We start from the raw sequence: 21,749 nt of genomic DNA on the forward strand, positions 1-21,749 counted from the left end.
CCACGCCGGGTCGGCCCGGTGGCGTGGTTTTGACGGTGATCACCAAGGCTTCGGACACCTCGCCAATCGGCATGGAAGTGCTGGCGTTGTAGGCCATGGCGCGCAAACGGTGCGCGCCGGTGCCCAGGGTCAGTGACAAAGAAAACGCCCCTGTCGTGCTGCTGGTGGTGGTGGTTGCGCCCACCGCTTCGCCCAGCGAATACACGCCGTCGTTGTTCAGGTCTTCAAAGATCTGCACCGTGGCGCCCGCCGCCAAAAAGCCGCTGACCCAGAAGGCGTTGACATTGGTCACCGCGTCGTTGCGGCTGTAGCCGCTGTCATAGGCCGAGAGCAGACCCAGTTGGCCCATGCCCAGTACCTGCACTTTTTCAGTGGGGTCGACCAGCAAACGGATGGGGGTCGCAAACGGTCCGGCATTGCCCGCCTTGTCAATGAAGCGGGCCGACACGGTGTGCAAACCGGGGGCCAGGGCCTCGCCGTCGTAGGTGACGTTGATTTGGCTGACGCTGCCCACCGGGGCGCGCATCAGCAGGGTCTGGCTGTCCCAGAACTCGATGAAACGGATGCCTTCATCGGCCCCTGAGGCCAGCAGCGTGAAGCCGGTGTCCAGCGCCGTGATGTTGTCGGCCGCGCTGATGCCGGTGTCGTCTTGGGTGAGCAAGGCCAGGCTGGTCGGCGCTGCGGGCAGCGTGGTGTCCACCGTGACCCAGGGCAAGTTGCCACGGGTGTTGGAAAAACCGCTGGCATTGCCCGCCTGGTCGATCATGCGGGCATAAATGCCCGCGCTTTGCGTGCCGTCGTAGTAACCCGACAGGTTCTGGGTGGACTTCAGGTCCACATAGCCCCGGGCAATGTCCAAGGCCGTCAGCAAGCGCTGACCGATCAGGTTGGCGCTCGTGAAACTGGCCGCTTTGTACAGCTGCAGCGTGTCGCCCAACACGGCATCCGGGGCCAGGTTGACGCGGAAGGTGGGCCGGGCTGTGGCCACCACGCTGTCAATCAGGCTGGTGCCGTTGTCCTGGCCGGGTGCCAAGGCCACGCTGATGGGGCGCTGCACCACACTGTCGACCACCACTGGCATGGCGCTGCTGGGCGCACTGATGTTGCCCGTCACGTCGGTTTGCACCAGACGGATTTGGTGCTGGCCCTCGGCCAGGGTGCTGGTCAGGGTCAATGAGAAAGTGCCTGCGGCCGTCACCGTGGCGCTGCCCGCGAGCACTTCGCCCGGATCGACCACGCCATTGAGGTTCAGGTCGTCAAACGCGGTGACAGTAGCGCCCACTTCGCCCTGACCCTTGATGACCAGGTTGGTGGCGATGCGGGTGCGCAAATCGTCTTTGGCGCCCGAATCGCTGGCGGCCACCAGCCACAGGTTTTTGGGGGCTTCCACACGGGTGTCGATGCTGATGTTCAAGGCTGCCGACATGGCGCTGCGGTTGCCCGACTCGTCCACCGCCACGGCGGTGATGGCGTGGCTGCCTACGGCCAGGGCGGTGGCCGTGGCGGGCAAGGTGAAGACGTATTTGAGGTCCGAACGCACGCCCGTGCTGCCCAGGTAAACGCCGTCGGCGTAGAGCAGGACCTGCACCACATCGTCGTTGCCCACGGTGCCGTAGAAGGTGAAACCATTGCCAAAACGCAACCTGTTGTCGATGCTGCTGGCACCGCTGTCCGAGCCGGTTTCGAGGTTGGGCGCGGCCAGGGTAGACGGGGGGGCCTGGTCGATTTCCAGGCGCGACAGCGCCGTGGCGGCGCTCTCCAGCGTGCCTGTGGCTTGCAGTCGCAGCACGCTGGCCGTGATGGCGGCGGTGTTGGTGTAGTCGGTGCCAGACGTCAGCAAGGTCTGGCCTTGCAGGTCGACGTGGCCTCGGGCGATGTCTTCGGCGCTCAGGGTGTAACGCGTCAGCTCGGTGCTGCCTTGCAGCAAACGCAGCGCATCACCGGCCACAGCACGCAAGCTCAAACCCACGCGCAGCACGGGGGCAAGTTGGGCCGTCGAGGCATCACTGGCCAAATAACCCGTATCGCTGCCCGGGGCCAGGCGGACAGAGGTCGGGGCCAGCGTGTCGGTCGGGGCCGCACGCACCAGCAATTCGTTGGCGCTGCTGTCCACACTGGTGTTGCCTGCCAGATCGGTGGCCTGCACGATGACTTCGTAAGGCGCAGCTGCCAGCGCCAGCGCTTCAGCGGGTCGCAATGCCAGCTGCCATGTGCCGTTGGCAGCGTCCAGCACCAAACCGGCCACGGTGGTCAAAGTGCCACCGCCTATGGTGACCGTGCGCCCGGCGCTCACGCCATAGGCCACGTTGTTCAGACGCACCGTGAGCAGATCGGTGTTGGCCGCATCGTAAGTGCCCCGCAGCACCGGTGTGGTGTCGTCGGTGGTCTGCAGGGTGACGGTGGGGCGCTCGGGGGCCAGCTCATCGACCACCAAAACGGCAGCAGCGCTGACCGCGCTCCAGTTGCCCGCGATGTCCTCTTGCGCCACGCGCAGATATTGGGTGCCAGGTGAGAGAAAAATGCCGCTGAAGGTGTACAGGCCGTTGGCATCGGTGTTGACGGTGGCCAGCAGTTCCAGGCTGTCGACCTTGCCGTCGTTGTTGCGGTCGTTGTACAGGCGCACGCGCACCGTGGTGCTCACGCTGGGGTCGGCATAGCCGGTCAGCGTGACGCCGGTGCTGACGTTGGTGATGCCGTCGGCAGACAAGCGGCCAGAGTCGCTGGCCGCACTCCATTTGGGCGGCAACAAGCTCGCGCCAGGCTGGGTGTCAAATGCGACCACCAGCGGCACCGACAGGGGGCCGAAGTTGCCCGATTCGTCCAGCGCCCGGGCGGTGAAAGCCCGCGTGGTCTGGCTGTAGGACGCGCCGGTGTAGGTGAAGCTCCAGGCGGTGTCGCTGAGCAAGCTGGCAAAGCCCAGCGAGGTGCTGCCTTCAAACACTTCGATGCGCCGCGTGCCGCTGGTCATGGCCCCCTTGATGGTGAAGCCGGTGCCGATGCCCGTGATGTTGTCGGTCAGCGAACGGCCGCTGTCTTGTGCATCGCTCAGGTTCAGGCTGGTGGGCGCAGCAGGGGCGGTGTAGTCGACTTGCAAAGTGGGCACCACCAGGCGTTGGCCGATGTTGCCCGCCTGGTCGATGATGTAGGCGCTGAGCACCCAGTTGACCCCGTTGTTCGAATACACACCCGGCGGCGATTCGTGCAGATCGTTGGCCAGCGTGATGTCCACATAACCGCGCCCGGACACCGGCAAATCGGCCAGGGTGACGGTGTAGCTGGTGTCGTAGGCATTGTTGGTGGTGTAGTAAGTCCCAGGCTGCGAAATCCAGACCACATCGCCCACTTTCACGTCGCTGGGCAGGCCCACGCGAAACACCGGGCGGCTCAGGTTGATCAGGCGGTCAATGCCGCTCAGACCCGTGTCCTGGCCCGGCGCCAGCGCCAGACTGACCGGAGGCGATGGCGGCTGACGGTCCACCGTCAAGGCCAGCGAGGCCGAGGCCAGGCTGGTGTTGCCCTGCACATCGGTGGCAATGGCACGCAATTTGTGCTCACCCGAGCCCAGACTGACCGACACCGTGAAGGCCCCGGTGCTGGCATTGGCCGTGACGGTGGCCAGCAACTCACCGTGATCCACCAGGTTGTTGTCATTCTGGTCGTCAAACACCTGCACGGTGCTGCCCGGCTCGGCTTTGCCGCTCAGGCCAATGCTGCTGACCGTGTTGGTGATCAGGTCGGTTTTGGACGTGCCCGAATCGGCGTTCGGGTCCAGCACCAGCCGACTGGGTGGCAGCAAGCTGTCGTCAATCACCACACTCAAGCTGGCGGGCGCGCCCTCGGTGCCCACCAGATCCACTGCACGCACGCTCAGGGTGTGTACGCCAGAGGCCAGGGGCTTGCCGGTGTAGGTGAAGCTGAAAAACTGCGGCGCATCGGCGTCAATGCCCGGGTAGGTCTCGCCCAGCAAGGTTTTGCCGTCGTAAATCCGCAGCGACACCGTGCCCACCGGCGAGGTGCCCGTCAGGGTCAGGCCGGTGCTGCGCTGGGTGCGGTTGTCGGTGGTGCTCAGACCGGTGTCGTCGTCATCGATCAGATCCAGGGCGGTGGAAGCGGCCAGGCCCGCCGTGCTGATGATCAGTGGGGGCAGTTTCAGGTCCGGGCTGGCGTTGCCTGCCCGGTCCAGGATGCGCACGGACAAGTTGCTGTAAGTGCCGTCCACCAGTTTGCTGGCGGGGGTGATGTCCAGGCGCGCCGTGGCACTGGCCAGATCACGCAGCGTGATCGACTGGCGAATCAGCACGGTGCTGCCGTTGAGCAGCAGCACTTCGTCGCCCTCTTTGAGGCCTTCGGGCAAACGCAGGTCCAGGCTGGGGTTGGGGCTGCTGGAGACGCGCACGCCGTCGTCGTTGATGACGTCCACCCCGTTGACCGCCGTCAGCTGGGCAAAGGTGGGGGTCAGGGGGGCATCCACATCAATGGTGATGGGCAGCACACTGCCGATCAGGCTGACTTGGCTGCCCACGGTCTGCTGCGCGCGAATGTTGTGCGCACCGCTGCTGAGGATCACGTCTGCCGAGAAGGCACCCGTGGTGGCGTGGGCCGTGACGCTGGCCAAAGTGGTGGTGTTGGCGGTGTAGGTGGTGAGCGCCTCACCGGCGTCCAGCACGCCGTCGGCGTCGATGTCGTCGAACAAAACCACCGTGGCGCCCGGTCTGGCCAGGCCACTGAGGGTGATGTTGCGCGTCGCGCTGGCCGGGCTGGTGATGCCGTCGCCCTTGACGGGGCCGGTGTCGTCGGTGCTGTCGAGCCAGAGGAATGAGGGGTCAAACGCACGCGCATCGACGCGCACGAACAAGGCCGCTGAAGCGGGGCCTTCCAGGCCGTTGGCGCGCACGCCCCGGGCATAGACCGTGTAAACGCCATCGGCCAGGGCCGGGCCTGCGTAGGTGAAGCTGTAGGCGCTGCCCATGTCGCCGGGTTTGACGCTGCCCAGCAGCGTGTCTCCGGCATAAAAATTGACCTGGCTGGCATTGGCGCCTGCCGTGGTGCCCGTCAGGGTAAAGCCGGTGGACTGGCGGGTGACGATGCTGCTGCCTGTGCTGCCCGGGCCCTGGTCTGCGGCCAGGAAGGTCATGTTGGGTGCACCGGGCACGCCGTTGACATCGACATACAGGCGCGGCATGGCGCCCATGTAACGGTACAAGGAGGTGGCACTGCCCGCCGGGTCGACCGCGAGGTTTTGCGGATTGCCTGCAGCATCCACCGTGCGCCCGTAAATGCCGTTGTAGCTGCCCGCATAGGGGTTGTAGATGCCGCTCAGGTCCTTGGTGCTGGTCACGTCCACGTAGCCACGGGCCAGGTCGTTGGCGCTGAGCTGCACGCTACCCATCAGGTAATACGGGTTGATGCTCATGGCGTTGTACAGCTCGATGCGGTCACCGGCGCGCGCTTGCGGCGCCAGCGTCACCCGGAAAGTGGGCCGTGCATTGAGGGTGACCTTGTCGTCGGCAAACAGACCGTTGTCTTGCCCGGGCGCCAAATCAATCGTCAGGGGCGGCTGCGGCGAGCGGTCCACCGTGAGCCTGAAGGCTTCGCTGGCGGCGCTGGTGTTGCCCGCCAAATCGGTCTGGATGGCGCGGATGTTGTGCACGCCTTCGGCCATGCTCCAAGTGCGGATCGACGCGCTGAAATTGCCGCTGGTGTCCACCAGGTTGCCCGATGCGATGGTCAGCTCTTCGCCCTGATCCAGCACACCGTTGTTGTTGGCATCGTCAAACAGTCGCACCTGGGTGGTGTTGACCCCGGTCTCGCCTTTGCCATTGAAGATGAAGTCGCTGCTCAGCGCGCTGTTGGTGATGCCGTCGCCCACCGTGGCACTGTCACGCGTCTTGTCCAGGGCCAGCTGGGTGGGCATGGCGATGCGGCTGTCGATGGTCAGTGTCAAGGCCACAGAGGCGGCACTGGCGTTGCCTGCAGCGTCGATGGCCACCACGGTGAAATTGTGTTCACCCTGGCTCAGCGGGGCGGCCGTGCCCGGGTAGGCAAAACTCCAGCGGGGCGAGCTGTCGTTGCTCACGCCGGTGCTGCCCAGAAGGACCCCGTCCACATAGACCTGCACCTGAACCGTTTTTTCTGCCGCGTAGACCGTGCCACTGAGGCTGAAGCCGTTGCGGCGGTTGAACACGGCGTCGTTGCTCAGGCTGCCGGTGTTGTCGCCCGCCTCCAGCGTGGGCGCTGGCGGCGCGGTGGGGGCGGTGCGGTCCACCATGAGGGTGGGCAAGACCGCATTGGCGCTGGTGCTCACGCCGGTGTCGCTCAGGCGCTGAATTTGCGCGGCAATCGCGTTGTTGCTGCCCGGGGTGTAGGTGGTGCCGTTCGTCAACGCGGTCTGCAACTGCACGTCGACCCAGTAAGCCGCCGCGCCCGTGCTGCTGCGGTTGACCAGGTCGGCCGCGCTCAGGGTGTAACGGCCAAATTCGGTGGCACCCACCAGCAGCCGCAGGCTGTCGCCTGCTCGCACGCCGTTGAGGCCGTCGACATTCAGGCCCACGCGCAGCACGGGCGACAGGTTTTGAGTGATGCTGTCGTTGCTGAGTACGCCCGTGTCGGAGCGGCTGTCGCTTGGCAGCAAGCTGATGCCTCTGGGTGACAGCGGGTCTGTGGGCACCGCACTGACCAGCAAGGCGTTGATGGCGCTGTTGACCGCGCTGTTGCCCGCTAGGTCGGTGCTTTGCACCGTGACGCCGTAGGCCGTGGTGCTGACCGCCAGGGCCCGCTCACGCGGGATGGCCAGGCTCCAGGTGCCTGTGGCTGCGTTCAGGCTCAGGCCATCCACGGTGGTGGTGGTCACGCCGTCAATGAGCACCTCACGCCCGGCCGCCTGGGCATAGGCCACGCCATTGACGCGCACGGTGAGCGTGTCGGTGTTGGCCGCGTCATACGTGCCGCTGAGTGTGGGGGTGGTGCTGCTGGTTTGCTGCAGGGCCACGGTGGGGGCATTGGGGGCGACTTTGTCGACTTCGATGCGGGTGACGGCACTGGGCAAACTCCAGTTGCCCGCCAGATCGTCTTGCACCACACGCAGGTGGTGCACGCCCGGGGCCAGGTTCAGGCTGCTGAAGGTGTAGGCGCCTGCGGCATCGCTGGCCACCTGAGCCACCTGCACCCAGGGGGCCGGGCTGCCGTCGGCCAGCGTCAAAGCGGCGTTGCTGCCGTAGTCGAGCAAGCGCACTTGAGTCAGAGGTGCGCTGCTGGCGTCGGCAACACCGCTGAAGGTCAGGGCCGTGCTGTTGCGGGTGACGCCGTCGTTGGCCAGTCGCCCGCTGTCGTCGGTGGCCAGCAGGCTCACAGGCATCAGGGTGACCGGGCGCGTGGTGTCGATGGTGACCGTCAGCGGCGTGGTGCTCAGCGCGCTCCAGTTGCCCGCCTGGTCCATGGCGCGGGCCGTGAAGCTGTAGGTGCCGTCGGCCAGATTTTGTTGGGTGTAGCGGCCATCGGGCTGCGGAATGCCCCGGTAGGTGAAGCTGCTCCAGTCTTGCCCGGCAAAGGCGACCGTGCCCAGGCTCACGGTGCTGCCATCGGGCGAGGTCATGAACACCTCGATCAACTGCGCCTCGTTGTCGCCGTAAATGCGCATCGAGAAACCGCTGCTCTGGTTCGTCACGCTGTCGGAGTAGCTGCGACCGGCGTCGCTGCTGTAGAGCAACATCAGGTAGGCGGGCACGGCAGGCGCAGTGCGGTCCACCGACAGCGAGCGCAGGGTGTAGACCGCATCCAGGCTGCTGGCGTTGCCTGCGGCGTCGATGACCACACCGATCAATGTCTCCTGATAAGTGGCGGCGCTCAGGCCATTGGGCACCAGGGCGCGGTCGGGGGCGATGTCCACATACCCTTGCGCGATGTCTTGCGCCGTCAGGGCCTTGCGCGCCAGCACGGTGGCGCCGTTGCGGAACTCGAACAGGTCACCGGCCTGGGCGTTTTGCCGGGCACGGACATCGTCGGCGCTGACCGGCAGGCCAAAGCGCACGGTAGGAAAGGCGGTGTTGATGCGGTCATCGGCAGTCGTCAGACCCGTGGGGTTCAGTGCGGGATCGGTCAGCACCTGACCCGGGCGCACCGCATTGGTGGCCATCAAATCCACCGTGATCACCAGCGCGTTGCTGGGCGTGCCCAGCACGCCTGCGGCATCCACCGAGACGGCGCGGATGAAGTGCGTGCCACTGCCCAGGGCGATGTCCTGGCTGAACGCACGGGTGCCTGCAGTCGGCACGATGTTGTTGAACAGCAGCTCGCCTTCCTGGATCACGCCGTCGTTGTTCTGGTCGTCAAACAGCCAGACACGGGCGCCGTCTTCGGCAATGCCGCTGATCGTCAGTGCCGTGCTGTTGCCGGTGATGCCGTCGCTGTTGCTGCTGCCCGTGTCATCGGCCGCTGCCAGGCGCAGGGCAAAGGGCGGTTTTTGCAAGGTGCTGCTGGCGGGGGCCAGGCGCAGGTTGATGGCTTTGTTGTTGGCGTCACTGAGCAGGCTGTAGGTGGTGCCGGTGGCCACTTGGCCGGGCGTGCTGCCCAAGGTCAGGGCGCTGAGCGTGCCGGTCAGGGTGCCCGAATATTTGATCAAGCTCCAGGTGCCCTGGCCCAGGCCGCTGAAGCTGGACAGGCCGCTGACTTGCACCGTGCCGCCCAAGGTGAGGTTGCTCACGCCGGTGATTTCGTCGTCGGCCAGGCTGTCGCCGTTGGCCGCCAGGTGCAGCTGCAGCGTCGAGCCGCTGGCCAGCACCAGGATGCCGCTGATGTTCAGCGGGCCTGCGCCCGCAGAGCCATCTGTGCTGCCGGGGCTCAGGGTGGCGCCGCTGTTCAAGGTGGTGGTGCTGGCACCCACGGTGCCGTTGCCCGCCAGGGTGGCGCCCGAGTTGACCACCAGGGGGCCGGTGAGCACGCTGTTGTTGGCCGCGTTGCGCCCGATGTCGAGCGTGCCGCCGTTGACCGTGGTGCTGCCAGAGAAGCTGCTGGTGGGGCCCCTCAGGGTGAGCACGCCCGTGCCCTCCTTGATGAGGCCGCCGGTGCCCGTGATCGTGCCGCTGTAGCTGCTGCTGGCGTTGCCCGCGCCCACGGTGAGGACGGTGGCGCCCAGCACCACGCTGCCTGCACCCGAGAGGCTGGCCATGCGCTCGGTGCTGGCGGCGGTGCCGCTCAGGGTGAGGGTGGCGCCGCTGGCCACGTTGACGTCGGTGCTGGCCGACAGGCGGTTGCTGCCACCACTCAAGGTGAGGCCACCGTCGGCCACGCTGGTGGCGCCGGTGTAGGTGTTGGCACCCGACAGGGTTTGGGTATTGCCCAGCCCTTTGGTCAAACCGCCCGAGCCGGAGATCACGCCCGAGAAGGTGGCTGCGGTGCTGGCATGCCCCATGCTGAGCGTGGCACTGCCCAAAGTGACCGTGCCCGAACCATTGAGCGTGGACAGGGTCTGGCTGAAACTGGCCAGGTCCAGCACGCTGGCGGTGGCCAGTGTCACGGCGCTGCTGGCCGACAAGCGCTGGGCCGCGCCCATGACGAGACTGCCGCCGTTGAGGTTGGTGGCGCCGGTGTGGCTCCAGACGCCGGTCACCGTGAGGGCGCCTGCCCCCTCTTTGGTGACCACGCCAGTGCCGCTGACCGGAGCGGCAAAGATGCTGTTGTTGCTGCGCGAAAACTTGAGCGTGCCCGCGTTGTTGACGCCAGAGGTGTTCAGGCTGCCGGTGCTGCCCCCCGCGCCCACTTGCAAGGTGCCACCCGCATTGACCGTGACCGCGCCCGTGAGGCTGGCATCGCCCGCCAAAATGGCCGCGTTCACGCCACTGCTGAGCACCACCAGGCCGCCTGCGCCGCCCAGGTTGGCGCTCATCTGCAAGCTGGCGGCCGCAGCATCCAGCGTCAAAGTGGCGCCGCTGGCCACCGAAACGGCATTGGCCAGCGTGCGCGCCGCACCGGTGGCGGCTTTGAGGCTGGCGTTGGCTGTCACCTGCAGGCTGCCCGTGCCCAGCGCGGCATCGCTGGTGGTGGCCAGGGCGATGGTGCCCGCCTCCAGCACGGTGCCGCCCGTGTAGCTGTTGGCTCCATTGAAGGTCATCACGCCCGTGCCGCGTTGCACCAGCGTGCCGGTGCCGCTGATCCAGTTGGCCGCCAGGCTCAGGGCGCTGGTGCTGCTGAAAACCAATCGGGCGTTGTTCACCACAGCGCTGGTGGCGGGCAGGGTCAGCGCCGCGCCATCGGCCAGTTGCAAGGTGCCTGCACTCACGGTGGTGCTGCCGGTGTAGGTCTGTGCCCCGGTCATGACCAGGGTGCCGCTGCCGGTTTTGACGAGTGCGCCGCCCGTGCCGCTGATGACGCCGGTGTATCGGGTTGAAGCATCGGTGCCGCCCACCGTGAGGGTGGCAGCGCCCAGGCCAATGCCGCCGTTGCCTGAGATGGCGCCCACGGTTTGCGCAAAGCCTGCCAGGTTCAAGCCCACGTTGGTGCTGGTGTTGACCACCACATCGCTGCTGCTGGAGGCCAGATTGGCCGCGCTGAAAGTGATGCTGCCCGCACTGACCGTGGTGCTGCCGCTGTAGCGCTGGGCCTTGCTGAGGGTCAGGGTGCCCGTGCCCACTTTGTTCAGGGCGATCAGGCCTGTGGCGCCTGTACCGCCATTGACCAGCTCGGTGTCCAGGGTGAAGCTGGCGTTGTAGTTGCCCAGGGTCAGCACGGTGGTGCTGTTGCCCAGCTTGTTGATGACTTGTCCGCTGCCGCTGAGCGTGTTGAGGGTCAGGCTCTGGCCGTTGGTGTCCAGCGTGCCGCCGCTGTTGACGATCACATTGCTGTAGACCCCCAGCTGGGCCTGGCCTGCACCGGCCAGTCGGGCGGTGGCGCCCGATTTGATGTCGAGGGCCACCACATCCACGCCGCTCAGCGCGTTGACCGCGCTGGTGCCCGAAGCTTTGTCGAGCACCAGCGTCCCGGCATTGACCACGGCGCGGCCGGTGTTGCTGACAGCCCCGCCCAGGGTGAAGGTGCCAGTGCCTTCCTTGACCAGGACACCACTGCCGCTGCTGCTGAAGGTGCCGGTGAAACGCGTGCTGCTGTTGTTGCCGCCCACGGTGAAAACGCTGGCGCCCAGGGTCAGCGTTCCGGCTCCCTTGAGCGCCCCAATGCGCTGGGCCAAGCCATTGGCGTTGAGGGTGGCGACATCGGCGATCTCGACCACGGTGTTGGTGGCGTTGCTGGCCGCGCCCAGGGCATTGGCCACGCCCAGGGTCAGGGTGCCCCCGGCCACCAGGGTCTCGCCGCTGTAGGTGTTGGCGGCCGACAAGGTGAGGTTGGACGCCGACTGCACCAAGCGACCTGCGCCCGAGATCACGCCCGACAAAATCTGCGCCTGTGTAGAGGCATGTTCCAGCGTGGTGCCCGCCGCCAGGCTGATGCTGCCGCCGTAGTTGGCGCTGGTGCCCAAATAACCGGTGCCGCCCAGCTTGAGCGTGCCGCCGCTCACAGTGATGTTGCCCGAGAGGGTGTCGGCCCCGGTCAGGGTCAGGGTGTTTGCGCCTTGCTGGGTCAGGCTGCCGGTGCCGGTGATGGCGCCGCTCAAGGTGACATCTTCGCTGCGGTTGATCACCAGACTGCCGTGGTTGGTGATGGCGCTGGCCAGCACGGACGCGCCCTGGCGGGGGCTACCGTCGTTCCACTGCAAGGTGCCGCCGCTGATGGTGGTGGCACCGCTGTAATTGAGCTGGCCCGTCATGATCTGCGTGCCCGTGCCCAGTTTGATGAACGCGCCCAGGCCTGCGCCGTTTTCGTCCAGATTGCCGCTGAAGGTGCTGGTGCCTGCGGCGTTGTAAGTGCCCGCCTGGAAGTTGTTGACCCCCACCGACAGGCTGGCGGCGTAACCGGGGAAGCCGATCTTGACGGAGCCGCCACCCGTGAGGGCGTCCACACGCACGGCCGCCTCAACCGTGTTGAAGACCGCGCCTGCGGCCACATTCAGGCTCGACAGGTTGTTGGTCCAGACCTCGTTGGCATTGTTGCCGCCGGTGAAAGAGCCCTCGCGCACGTCAATGAGCGCACCAGCGCCCATGGCAAACGTGGCCGAGCCTTGCCAAAAGACTGCCCCCGCGCCGGTCTTGCTGAGGGTGCCTGACCCGGTGAAGAGGACCGCGCTGCCGTTTTCATTGAAGTTGCGGCGGGTGTCGGCGGCGACGTCCAAATTGAGCGTGGCGCCCGATGCAATGGCAAACGAGGGCGTGGCATAGCCATTGGTGGCGGTGACCGTTGTACCGGCTGTGGCCAGGGTCGGCGTGCTCAGCGACAAGGTGCCGGCGTCAATCACGGTGGCGCCGCTGTAGCTGCTGGTGTTGCTCAGCGTCAAGGTGCCCGCGCCTTGCTTGGTCAGCGAAAGTTTGCTGGTGGCGCCATCGGCGATCACGCCGCTGAACAACTGGTTCACGCCCGCACCGACCGCAGCGCCCACCGCCAGATTGACCGTGCCGCTGGCCGCCCCGCTGCGCACATCGCCTGCGCCTTCGAGCGCACCAATGCGGTCGCTGACGTTGAGCTGGTAGACGCCGCCACGCGACACGCGCACGCTGCTGACATCGCTCAGGCTGCCGCTGACGGCCAGCGTGCCCGATCGGATGTCGGTCGCGCCGCTGTAGGTGTTGGCCCCGCTCAGCACCAAGGTGCCATCGCCTGTTTTTGCCAGGCCACTGTCCGCATTGGCCCCGGCCAGCACACCGCCATAAGTGACGCTGGCATCACGCGCCACCTCGATGGCGCCGCTGCCCGTGATCTCCAGCGTGCGGGTTGCCGCCAGCGTCAGGCTGCTGGTGATCTTGAGGGTCGCGCCATCAGCGATCAACACCCGCGCTGTGCTGGCGCCCAGTTGGGCGTCACTGCTGACGGTCAGCGTGCCTGCGTGGATGCGGATATCGCCACTCTGGCTGTTGGCGCTGCGCAGCACCAACTCGCCCGCGCCGGTTTTGGTGAAGCTGCCGGTGCCGGTCAGGGTGCCGTCAAAGCTCAGGCGGTTGTCGGCGGCCACGTCAATGGCGTTGACTTTGCCAGTGAGTGCGCCTGACACCAGCGCATTGCCCGCGTCGTCTTGAATGACGGCGCTGTTCAGGTCAATGGCTCCGAGGCTGAAGCCGTCAGCCACCATGGTCTGGCTGCTGTTGGCGGTGTACACGAGCAGGCCAGCAGCAGCGTTGGAAGCGGCCGAGTCCAACGTGGCGATCAGGGTGTCTGCGCCCACGGTGATGGACAGGCGGGTGCTGCCGAGGCCGGTGCTGGTGCCCACGCCTTCGCTCAGTGTCAGGCTCAGCTGCAGGCTTTTGCCGCTGACGGCCACGCTGACCGATTGGACCGTGGGGGCCGTGCTGTCGAGCATCAGGCCCAGTTTGTCGAGCAAATCGCTGCTGAGCACCGAAGCGCTGTCCACCTGGCCCAGCACCACTTCGAGCTGTGTGTCTGCGCCATGCGCCGTGCCGCCCGTGGCATCGGACGAGGCGGCCATGTCGGCCCCCAGCACAGTGTGCAGCTGCTGCAAGAACACGCTTTGCGTGCCCTGAGCGGCGACATCACAGCCATACAGCAGCACATCGGCACCGGGCGCCAGGGCGCTGCGCCAGGCGGCCAGGGCCTGCGCATGCGCGCTCAGGTAGGCCTGGTCCACACGGGTGTCCCCGAACAACAAGGCCTCGGGTTCGCCGTGGCTGATCAGGTGCAAGGCAGTAACGCCCGGCGTTTGCGCCAGCACATCGGCCAGGGCTTGCAGGGGCTCGGCATCGGCGGCCAGCACGCGCACCTGTGCCTGCGGGTATTGCGCCTGCAAATCGGCTTGCAGGGCCGACAGATCGGCCGACAGCACGATCAGCGCCTGCTCACCCTGCGGCGCCAGCGCATCGGCGGGGGCCAGCGTTGCGGCAGCCAACAGGGCCTCGGACTCGTCCGCCGGGTTCAGGGCCTTGCTTTTTTCAGTGGGCAAGCTGCGTGCATCGGGCCTTGCAGCAGGGGCCAAGAGAGACTGCGTGGCTTCGGGCAGGCGGTGCAGGCCAGCGGTCTGCTCGTTCGGGAGCAAAAGCTTGTCTGCTGTTTGGCCCAATGCAGTGTCCAGTGCCGCGCCATCAAACATGAGGCGTTGCTCCAGCGCCAACATGCGGGCAGGTTCACGCACCCGGCGCTGTCCTGGGGTGGACGCTGACGTGGGGGCCGGGGTGGCCGCATCATGTTTTGGAGAAGAGGTGGCAGGGGCCACGGGCGAGTTTTTTTTCTTCATGACGGACCATCAGCAATGAAAGAACACCCCTTGTCGGGGGATCTTGGCAGGCCCCGGCAAGGGGCCTTGGGGGCTCAGGGCGCAGTGGGTGTGGCCATCGCCACACGGCCACTCATGCCCGCCTTCAATTTCGCGGGGGGGTTGAGCAGTTGCGCCACCACCTTGATCGATTGGCTCACCGGGTCGACCCGGGTGCCTGTGCGCAGCACTTGCGCTTTGATGTTCAGGTTCAACTCATCGACCAGGATGAACACCTCGTCGCCCGGCGTGATGCGGCGCAACCAGGTGGACGGCGCCAAAAATTCAATTTCGTAGCCGCCGTCGTCCAGCACCACCATCAGGGCCTGGCCCGGTTGCACGAACTGGTGGTTTTGCTGCAAGTGTTCGCCCACCACACCGTTGAAGGGGGCCGTGATGGTGCACTTGGAGACTTGGGTTTCCACAATCTTGAGTTCTGACTGCAGGCGCTCGACGGCGTTGCGCGCCAGCGCCAGATCGGTCTGACTGCCCGCTTCAAGCTGGGCCAGACGCTCTTGCGCCTTGAGCTGCAACTGCGCGGCGCTCACTTCCACGCGGGACTTGTCCCTTTGCGCCGTGAACAGGCTGCAATCGAGCCGGGCCAGCACCTGGCCTTTGTCAAAGCGTCGGCCCTCGGGCAGCATCAGGTTGAGCACCCCGCCCACCTCGGCGGCCACCGTGGCCTGGCTGCGTGCACGCACCTGGGCCCGGATGTCCACATTGGCCAGACCCGACGCGCTGGGTGCACCCAAGTTTGCACCCGAGGCCATACCCGAGCCCGTTGCGGCGGTCGCACCATTGAGCGAACTGCCTCCGGCTGGTTTTACAGCGTTGGGGGCATCAGTCGCCACATACCCGGCAATCCGATAACCGGCCGACATGACCCAAGGGCCTGGCGCCGAGGCCAGGGGCACGGCCTTGACTGCTGGTGCCGTGGATGCAGCTGGTGCTTTGGGCATGGCTACAGGTGCGGGTGCGGTATTGGCGGCAAGCGCTGGTGCTGGTGCTGGTGCTGGCGTTGGTGCTGGTGAAAGTGCGGGTTTGGCAACAGGCGCTGCTGGCAGTGCCTCACGCTCTTGTGCCAAGCCCAGCTGCGCGCACACGCACAGGGCACAACCCAGCCCGGCGACTCGAATCATTCGGATCATTTTTTATCTTCCGTCCCTGTGACCGGCTGCTCTGGGCTCCAGCTGGTGCGCATGTTTTTCTGGCGCACTTGCTCGGTCAATGCTTCCAAGGGCTGACTCAAGGGCTGGTGTTCCATCTCCTGCCCCAAAGCTGCCTGCAAACGGCTTTCGGCCATCTGCACCTGTGCCAAGCCCTGGTAACGCCTGAACTCGCTGAGCAAGGCATTGCTTTGGGTGGACACAGTTTCGAGTCTGCCACGCAGCAAAGCGGTCTGCAAGGCTTGACTTTGTTGCAACAAACGCTGGTCAATTTCCCACATCTGCTGCGCACGGGCATAAGCGTTGGCCGCGTTTTTCAGGGCCATGCGCGCCATGTGCACCTGGGTGAGCACCGCCATCTGGGTGACCATGCGGCGCTGGTCCGCCAGCTGCACGCCCGCTTCGGCCAAACGCGCTTGCACCGGCACGGTCAGCAAGTTCAGCAAGTTGAAGCTCAGGCTGGCACTGGTCTCCATCCAGTTGTGATGCACCAAATAGCGGTCGCTGTCATAGCGGGCGCTGCTGTTGAAATTGAGCGACGGAAACATGCGCAGCATCACTTTGCGCGTTTCTTCGCGGGCCATCTGACTCTGGATGTAGCTGTCGCGCACATCGCCGTTGTGCGCCAAGGCAATGTTTTCCAGCAACTCGGTGTTGTCCAGGCCGTCCAGCATCACGCCTTTGGGCCAATCCACCTGCAAGGTAATGGGCTGGTTCAGGGGCAAATTGACCAAGCTGGCCAATTCCACCTCTGCCGGAGCCAAGTCCTGCTCGATGCCCTCGAGCAAACGGATGTTTTCCACCAGTTGCCGCTGGTAGGCCAGCGCCTCCTGAGGGGGGCGCACGCGCTCGGATTCGATCTGGCGAGAGGCTTTCAAGGCCTCATCGGCTTCATCAATGGTTTGGCGCAATTTGCTGCGCATGGCCTGTGCAGCGGCGGCCCGCCAAAAGGCGTTGCGCACATCCTGCATCAGGGCGTGCATGGCCTTGCGGCGCTTTTGCTCGGCAATCTGCGCCCGGCCATCGCTTTGGCGGGCGTTGAAATACGCCACCGCCGTGTCCAGCACGTTCCATGAAACGCCCAAGTCCCGCTGCATGCTGCTCAAGTCTTGCGTCGGCGTGTCCACACCCAGGCTTTGGCGCACCTTGTCCCGCTCGGTACGGTTGACGCGGGCATTCACGCTGGGCAGCATCTCCAGCAAAGAGGCGCGGTAAGTGCCCGAAGCCAGCAAGGCCTCCATCTGGCGCGCCCGCAAGTCCAGGTTGTATTTGAGGGCGCGGGCCATGGCCTCTTCCATGCTCAGCGGGCCTTGCAGCGCATCCACATGTTTTTGCGAGGCCTCGCGGTCCATTTGGTTTTGTTGCGCAAAGTCAGCCAAGGGCCCCGGGGCCTGACTGTCAGGAATCACCGCGCAAGCCCCCAGCAACACCGACAGCGCCAGGCCCAGGGCAGAACGCCCCATCTTGCGGCCCCTGCCCGCATCAGCCCGCTCTTCCCGTCCCATTGACAAGAAATGGCCTTCACCCCTTGTTGGTTGTATTTTTTGACAAATAGGATGGGTCATTGATGTAAAAATGCCAAGAATGTTATAGATGACATTTTCAGCAATTCAATCAATATCAGTAATACCCAATTGGGTAATTGGGAATCAGATTCATCTCCCATGTCGGCTCTGTTGCCGCCGACCTACAGAAGCCTTTTCCCGTAGGTCGGCACTCGAAGAGTCCGACGTTGACCGAGCCGACCACGCGCCTCATTCATGTCTTGTCGCTTTGCCCACATCCGTCGGGGTCTTCGACCGCCGACCTACAACTGCGGGCTTTTGTCGGGGTCTTTGACCGCCGACCTACAAAGCCCCCCGTAGGTCGGCACTCGCAGAGTCCGACGTTTGTCAGCTTTGGCACAAGCCCCATGCATGACCGACGCATCGGTCGTTAACTGATAATGCATACAGTTGTATTTTTATACAGTACACTGATCGACCTCAGAAACACTCAGGAAGACCGCATGAAACAGCCATTCATCATCCGTTGGGACGCCGCTTTGGATGCCCTGCGCTCAGCAGGCTGGGCCTTGCTGATCGCAGGCGCGGTGCTGGGTTTTTTGGCCGATTCGGCTGATTCGGACGCCATGCACACCTGGGCCAAAGGCGCCATCATGGCGGGCGCAGGTTTGTGGTCAGCCTGGGCTTTGCTCAAACCCAGCCAAGCCGTACCGCCCTCGCAGCAGCAACAGATGTAAAAAAGCCCTGTCGAAACAGGGCTCATCACCTTGGCCAGAGCCCCTGAGGCCGCTGGCGCAAGAGTTGCTGTTCAGCCTTTAAGAGCTGAACAGGAAGTTCATCACGTCGCCATCTTTGACAACATAGTCCTTGCCTTCGGCGCGCATCTTGCCCGCATCTTTGGCGCCTTGCTCGCCCTTGAAGGCGATGAAGTCGTCAAACGCGATGGTCTGGGCACGGATGTAACCCTTTTCAAAGTCGGTGTGGATCACACCCGCAGCCTGCGGGCCGGTGTCGCCCACATGGATGGTCCAGGCGCGCACTTCCTTCACGCCAGCGGTGAAGTAGGTTTGCAGGCCCAGCAAGGTGTAAGCCGAGCGGATCAGGCGGTTCAGGCCGGGCTCGTCCTGGCCCAGTTCCTTCAAAAACTCCAGACGGTCTGCATCGTCCATTTCGGACAACTCGGCTTCGATCTTGGCGCAGATGGCCACCACGGGCGCGTTTTGCTTGGCGGCAAAGGCCTTGAGGCGGTCGAGGAAAGGGTTGTTCTCGAAGCCGTCTTCCGACACGTTGGCCACAAACATGGCGGGCTTGGCCGTGATCAGGAAAAACTGCTGCAACTGGGCGCGCTCTTCCTTGCTGAAGTCGATGGTGCGCACCGGCTGGGTGTCGTTCAAAGCGGCCTGGCACTTTTCCAGAATCGCCACTTGCTTGACCGATTCCTTGTCACCCGAGCGGGCAGTCTTGCTCACGCGGTGCAGGGCTTTTTCGACAGCCGCCAGGTCGGCCAGGCACAACTCGGTCTGGATGACCTCGATGTCGGCAATCGGGTCCACCTTGTTGGCGACGTGGATCACGTTGTCGTCTTCAAAGCAGCGCACCACGTTGACGATGGCGTCGGTTTCGCGGATGTGCGCCAAAAACTTGTTGCCTAGGCCTTCGCCCGTGCTGGCACCGGCCACCAGACCGGCAATGTCAACGAATTCCACAATGGCGGGCACGATGCGCTCGGGCGTGATGATTTCGGCCAGCTGCTGCAAACGCGGATCGGGCACCTCGACCACGCCGGTGTTGGGCTCAATCGTGCAAAAGGGGTAGTTCTCGGCCGCGATACCGGCTTTGGTCAGGGCGTTGAAAAGGGTGGATTTGCCAACGTTGGGCAAACCCACGATGCCGCATTTGAGGCTCATGGAGGGCTTTCGGTGATTCGGAGGACAGCGGGCGATTTTAGCGGGTGCCCTGCCCGACAGTGGGCGGGCCCCAATGTCCCCGGTGCTCAGCCGCGTTGGGCGGCCTCCTTACAATGCGGGCATGGCAACTCAACCCGATATTTGCATCCGTGGCGCAGGCATTGTGGGCCGCACTTTGGCCTTGCTGCTGGCCCGTGAGCGACTGCGGGTCGCGCTGGTCGATGTGCCGTCCACAGCACAGACGCCGGATGTGCGCGCCTACTCACTCAACATCGCCGCTCAGAGCTTGCTGCAAGACCTGCGCTGCTGGCCCGAGGGCACGGCCGTGACCCCCGTGCACCAGATGCAGGTGTTTGGCGACCAAGGGGGCGCCCTGACATTTGGTGCTCAGGATTTGGGCGTGGGCGAACTCAACTGGATGGTGGATGTGCCCGTGCTCGGAGCGCGTCTGGCGGCTGCGGTGCAATTTCAGCCGCTGATCGAGGTGGTCGACGCCCCGGTGGCCGCGCCCCTCACGGTGGTCTGCGAAGGCCGCGCCAGCCAAACCCGCGCCGAGCTGGTCGTCGCGTTTGACATCACCGCCTACCCACAACACGCCGTGGCCACACGCCTGAGTTGCGAACAGCCCCATGGCGGCGTTGCCCGCCAGTGGTTTGGCTGGGGCCAGGTGCCCGGCTTGTCTGAGCCCCAGGCCGACATTCTGGCCTTGCTGCCCCTGGGTGGCGAAGGTGGCCATGACGTGGCGCTGGTCTGGTCGGTGCATCCAGGGCGTGCTTCTCAACTCTTGGCCATGCCGGGTGATGAATTCGCAGACACGCTGAGCCAAGCCAGCCATTTCGCCCTGGGCCGCATGACGCTGACCGCCGAGCGTGCCGTCTGGCCTTTGCAGCTGGCCCGTGCCGAACGCTGGATTGGCCCGATGCCAGGCCAGTCGAAACAAGCCTTCGCCCTGGCGGGCGATGCCGCACACGCCCTGCACCCCCTGGCAGGCCAGGGGCTGAACGTGGGTCTGGCCGATGTGGCCGAGTTGGTGCGCGTGATTCAGTCCAAGGAATTCTGGCGCCCCCTGCACGACCTGAAACTGCTGCGCCGCTACGAGCGTGCACGCCAGGCCGACGTGCAAGCCATGGGCTGGGTCACCGACAATCTGCAGCGCCTGTTTGCCCAGCCCGGCCCGGTCTGGCAAAACCTGCGCAACTGGGGCATGCGCGGCTTTGACTGCAGCGGCCCGCTCAAACACTGGATGACGCGCCAGGCCATGGGCGCAAACCACAACCCCCCCTCGGCCTGAACCTCAGGCCCCCAGAACACACCGAAAGAGACTTTATGAAATGTGTACGTCCGCTGCTGGTTTCGCTGTTGGCCCTGGCCATCAGCCCGGTTTTTGCCCAAGAAGCCACCATCCGCAAAAACCTCTCCGAGCGCTTGAGCAACCTGCCCAAGATCGACGAAATCAGCAAAACGCCTATGAACGGACTGTATGAAGTGCGCATGGGCAACGATGTGATGTACAGCGACGCTGAAGGCAACTTTCTGATCCAGGGCGCGCTGATCGACGTCAAGCAAAAACGCAACCTGACCGAAGAGCGCATGGAAAAACTCTCGGCCATCCCCTTTGACCAACTGCCCCTGAAAAACGCCTTCACCCAGGTGCGTGGCAATGGCAAACGCAAGCTGGTGGTGTTTGCCGACCCCAACTGCGGTTATTGCAAGCGCTTTGAAAAAGACCTGCAAAAGCTGGAAAACGTGACGATTTACCACCTGCTGTATCCCATCCTGGGTGAGGACTCCAAAACCAAGTCCAAAAACATCTGGTGCGCCAAAGACAAAGCCAAAACCTGGAACGACTGGATGCTCAATGGCACGGCACCCGCTGCGGCCAGCTGCGACACCGCTGCCATTGATGCCAACGTCGAATTTGGCAAAAAGCAACGCATCACAGGCACGCCCACTTTGCTGTTTGCCGATGGCACCCGCGTGCCCGGCGCCGTGCCCCTGGCCCAAGTTGAGAAATTGCTGAACGACATCAAATGAGCCCCATCCAGCACACCGAAGACAGCACCTGGCGCCTGATCAGCCGACTGGGCTATGCAGGGCTGATTCCCTTTGTTTTTCTGACCCTGTGCCTGTGGCTGGTCGGGCCTGAACTGCACCCTTATGTGGCCCTGTCCATGCAAGGCTATGGCGCGGTCATCGTGTCGTTTTTGGGCGGCATCCATTGGGGTGTGGGTTTTCGCAATGCCCTGATCACCCCCGACGCGCCGCGCATCCATTTCACCTGGGGCGTAGGGCCCTCACTGCTGGCCTGGGTCGGCGTGATGATGCCCGCCTATGCAGGCCTGCCCTTGCTGGGCTTTGTGCTGATCGGCTGCTACGTGATGGACCGCCGCACCTGGCCCGCAGCAGGCCTGGCCCCGTGGTTGCCCATGCGCTTGCAACTGACCATCGTGGCATCACTCAGCTGCTTTCTGGCAGCGGGTGCGACTTGATTTCCAACGCTGACTTTGTCGGTTTGCGGGAAATTGCCCAGGTCTTCGACCACCGACCTACAACTGAGGGCAATTGTCGGGGTCTTCGACCACCGACCTACAACAAGCCATTCCCGTAGGTCGGCACTCGCAGAGTCCGACGTTTGTCCTTCCCCCACGCGCCCGGAGCGAGCCATATCGGTTTGCGGGCATTTGTCGGGGTCTTCGACCGCCGACCTACAGCAAGCCTCTCCCGTAGGTCGGCACTCGCAGAGTCCGACGTCTCTCATTCACCCACGCGCCCGGAGCGAGCCATATCGGTCTGCGGGCATTTGTCGGGGTCTTCGACCGCCGACCTACAACAAGCCGCTCCCCGTAGGTCCGCACTCGCAGAGTCCGACGTT

8 protein-coding genes (1 of these 8 running past the window's edge) are annotated in these 21,749 nt (G+C 64.6%); 4 read left to right on the forward strand and 4 right to left on the reverse strand.

What is annotated here, in order from left to right; all coding sequences use genetic code 11:
- The 3 genes from B9Z51_RS10915 to B9Z51_RS10925 all read right to left on the reverse strand — a co-directional run.
- Positions 1-14,281, reverse strand: partial view of an Ig-like domain-containing protein gene (locus B9Z51_RS10915; protein ID WP_108374451.1) — the beginning only. 38,441 nt of this gene lie to the left of the window's left edge; only the first 14,281 of its 52,722 coding nucleotides appear in the window; the start codon lies at positions 14,279-14,281; the stop codon falls past the left edge of the window.
- A gap of 74 nt (positions 14,282-14,355) precedes the next feature.
- On the reverse strand, positions 14,356-15,438 hold the full coding sequence (locus tag B9Z51_RS10920) for an efflux RND transporter periplasmic adaptor subunit (protein WP_233254918.1): 1,083 nt from the start codon (positions 15,436-15,438) through the stop codon (positions 14,356-14,358).
- A gap of 5 nt (positions 15,439-15,443) precedes the next feature.
- The gene (locus B9Z51_RS10925) at positions 15,444-16,928 is read right to left on the reverse strand and encodes a TolC family protein (protein ID WP_158272874.1); all 1,485 of its coding nucleotides are present in this window, start codon (positions 16,926-16,928) and stop codon (positions 15,444-15,446) included.
- A 545-nt stretch (positions 16,929-17,473) separates the two neighbouring features.
- Between B9Z51_RS10925 and B9Z51_RS10930 the strand changes: the two genes are divergently transcribed.
- Positions 17,474-17,707 carry a hypothetical protein gene (locus B9Z51_RS10930; RefSeq protein ID WP_108374457.1) on the forward strand — a complete coding sequence of 78 codons (234 nt, stop codon included), beginning with the start codon at positions 17,474-17,476 and terminating at the stop codon, positions 17,705-17,707.
- 78 nt (positions 17,708-17,785) lie between these two features.
- Here B9Z51_RS10930 and ychF read toward each other — a convergent pair whose 3' ends face one another.
- Entirely contained in the window at positions 17,786-18,877 is a 1,092-nt protein-coding gene (gene ychF / locus B9Z51_RS10935) for a redox-regulated ATPase YchF (protein WP_108374459.1), read from the reverse strand.
- 121 nt (positions 18,878-18,998) lie between these two features.
- Here ychF and B9Z51_RS10940 point away from each other — a divergent pair, with 121 nt between their 5' ends.
- The 3 genes from B9Z51_RS10940 to B9Z51_RS10950 are packed head-to-tail and all read left to right on the forward strand — an operon-like array spanning position 18,999 to position 21,366.
- The gene (locus B9Z51_RS10940; protein WP_108374977.1) at positions 18,999-20,168 is read left to right on the forward strand and encodes an FAD-dependent monooxygenase; all 1,170 of its coding nucleotides are present in this window, start codon (positions 18,999-19,001) and stop codon (positions 20,166-20,168) included.
- 35 nt (positions 20,169-20,203) lie between these two features.
- Entirely contained in the window at positions 20,204-20,911 is a 708-nt protein-coding gene (locus B9Z51_RS10945; RefSeq protein ID WP_108374461.1) for a DsbC family protein, read from the forward strand.
- Positions 20,908-21,366 (forward strand): DUF3429 domain-containing protein, encoded by a 459-nt coding sequence (locus tag B9Z51_RS10950; RefSeq protein WP_108374463.1) that lies wholly within the window; start codon positions 20,908-20,910, stop codon positions 21,364-21,366. The genes B9Z51_RS10945 and B9Z51_RS10950 overlap by 4 nt, the downstream gene beginning before the upstream one ends.
- Positions 21,367-21,749 lie beyond the last annotated feature (383 nt).

Source organism: Limnohabitans sp. T6-5, from assembly GCF_003063315.1.
Lineage (GTDB): Bacteria > Pseudomonadota > Gammaproteobacteria > Burkholderiales > Burkholderiaceae_C > Limnohabitans_A.

What these genes read in the sequence shown, in the direction of transcription:
- B9Z51_RS10920 (WP_233254918.1), bottom strand. Translation starts at nt 15,438, where the DNA reads ATGATTCGAGTCGCCGGGCTGGGTTGTGCCCTGTGCGTGTGCGCGCAG.
- B9Z51_RS10925 (WP_158272874.1), bottom strand. Translation starts at nt 16,928, where the DNA reads ATGGGGCGTTCTGCCCTGGGCCTGGCGCTGTCGGTGTTGCTGGGGGCT.
- B9Z51_RS10930 (WP_108374457.1), top strand. Translation starts at nt 17,474, where the DNA reads ATGAAACAGCCATTCATCATCCGTTGGGACGCCGCTTTGGATGCCCTG.
- ychF (WP_108374459.1), bottom strand. Translation starts at nt 18,877, where the DNA reads ATGAGCCTCAAATGCGGCATCGTGGGTTTGCCCAACGTTGGCAAATCC.
- B9Z51_RS10940 (WP_108374977.1), top strand. Translation starts at nt 18,999, where the DNA reads ATGGCAACTCAACCCGATATTTGCATCCGTGGCGCAGGCATTGTGGGC.
- B9Z51_RS10945 (WP_108374461.1), top strand. Translation starts at nt 20,204, where the DNA reads ATGAAATGTGTACGTCCGCTGCTGGTTTCGCTGTTGGCCCTGGCCATC.
- B9Z51_RS10950 (WP_108374463.1), top strand. Translation starts at nt 20,908, where the DNA reads ATGAGCCCCATCCAGCACACCGAAGACAGCACCTGGCGCCTGATCAGC.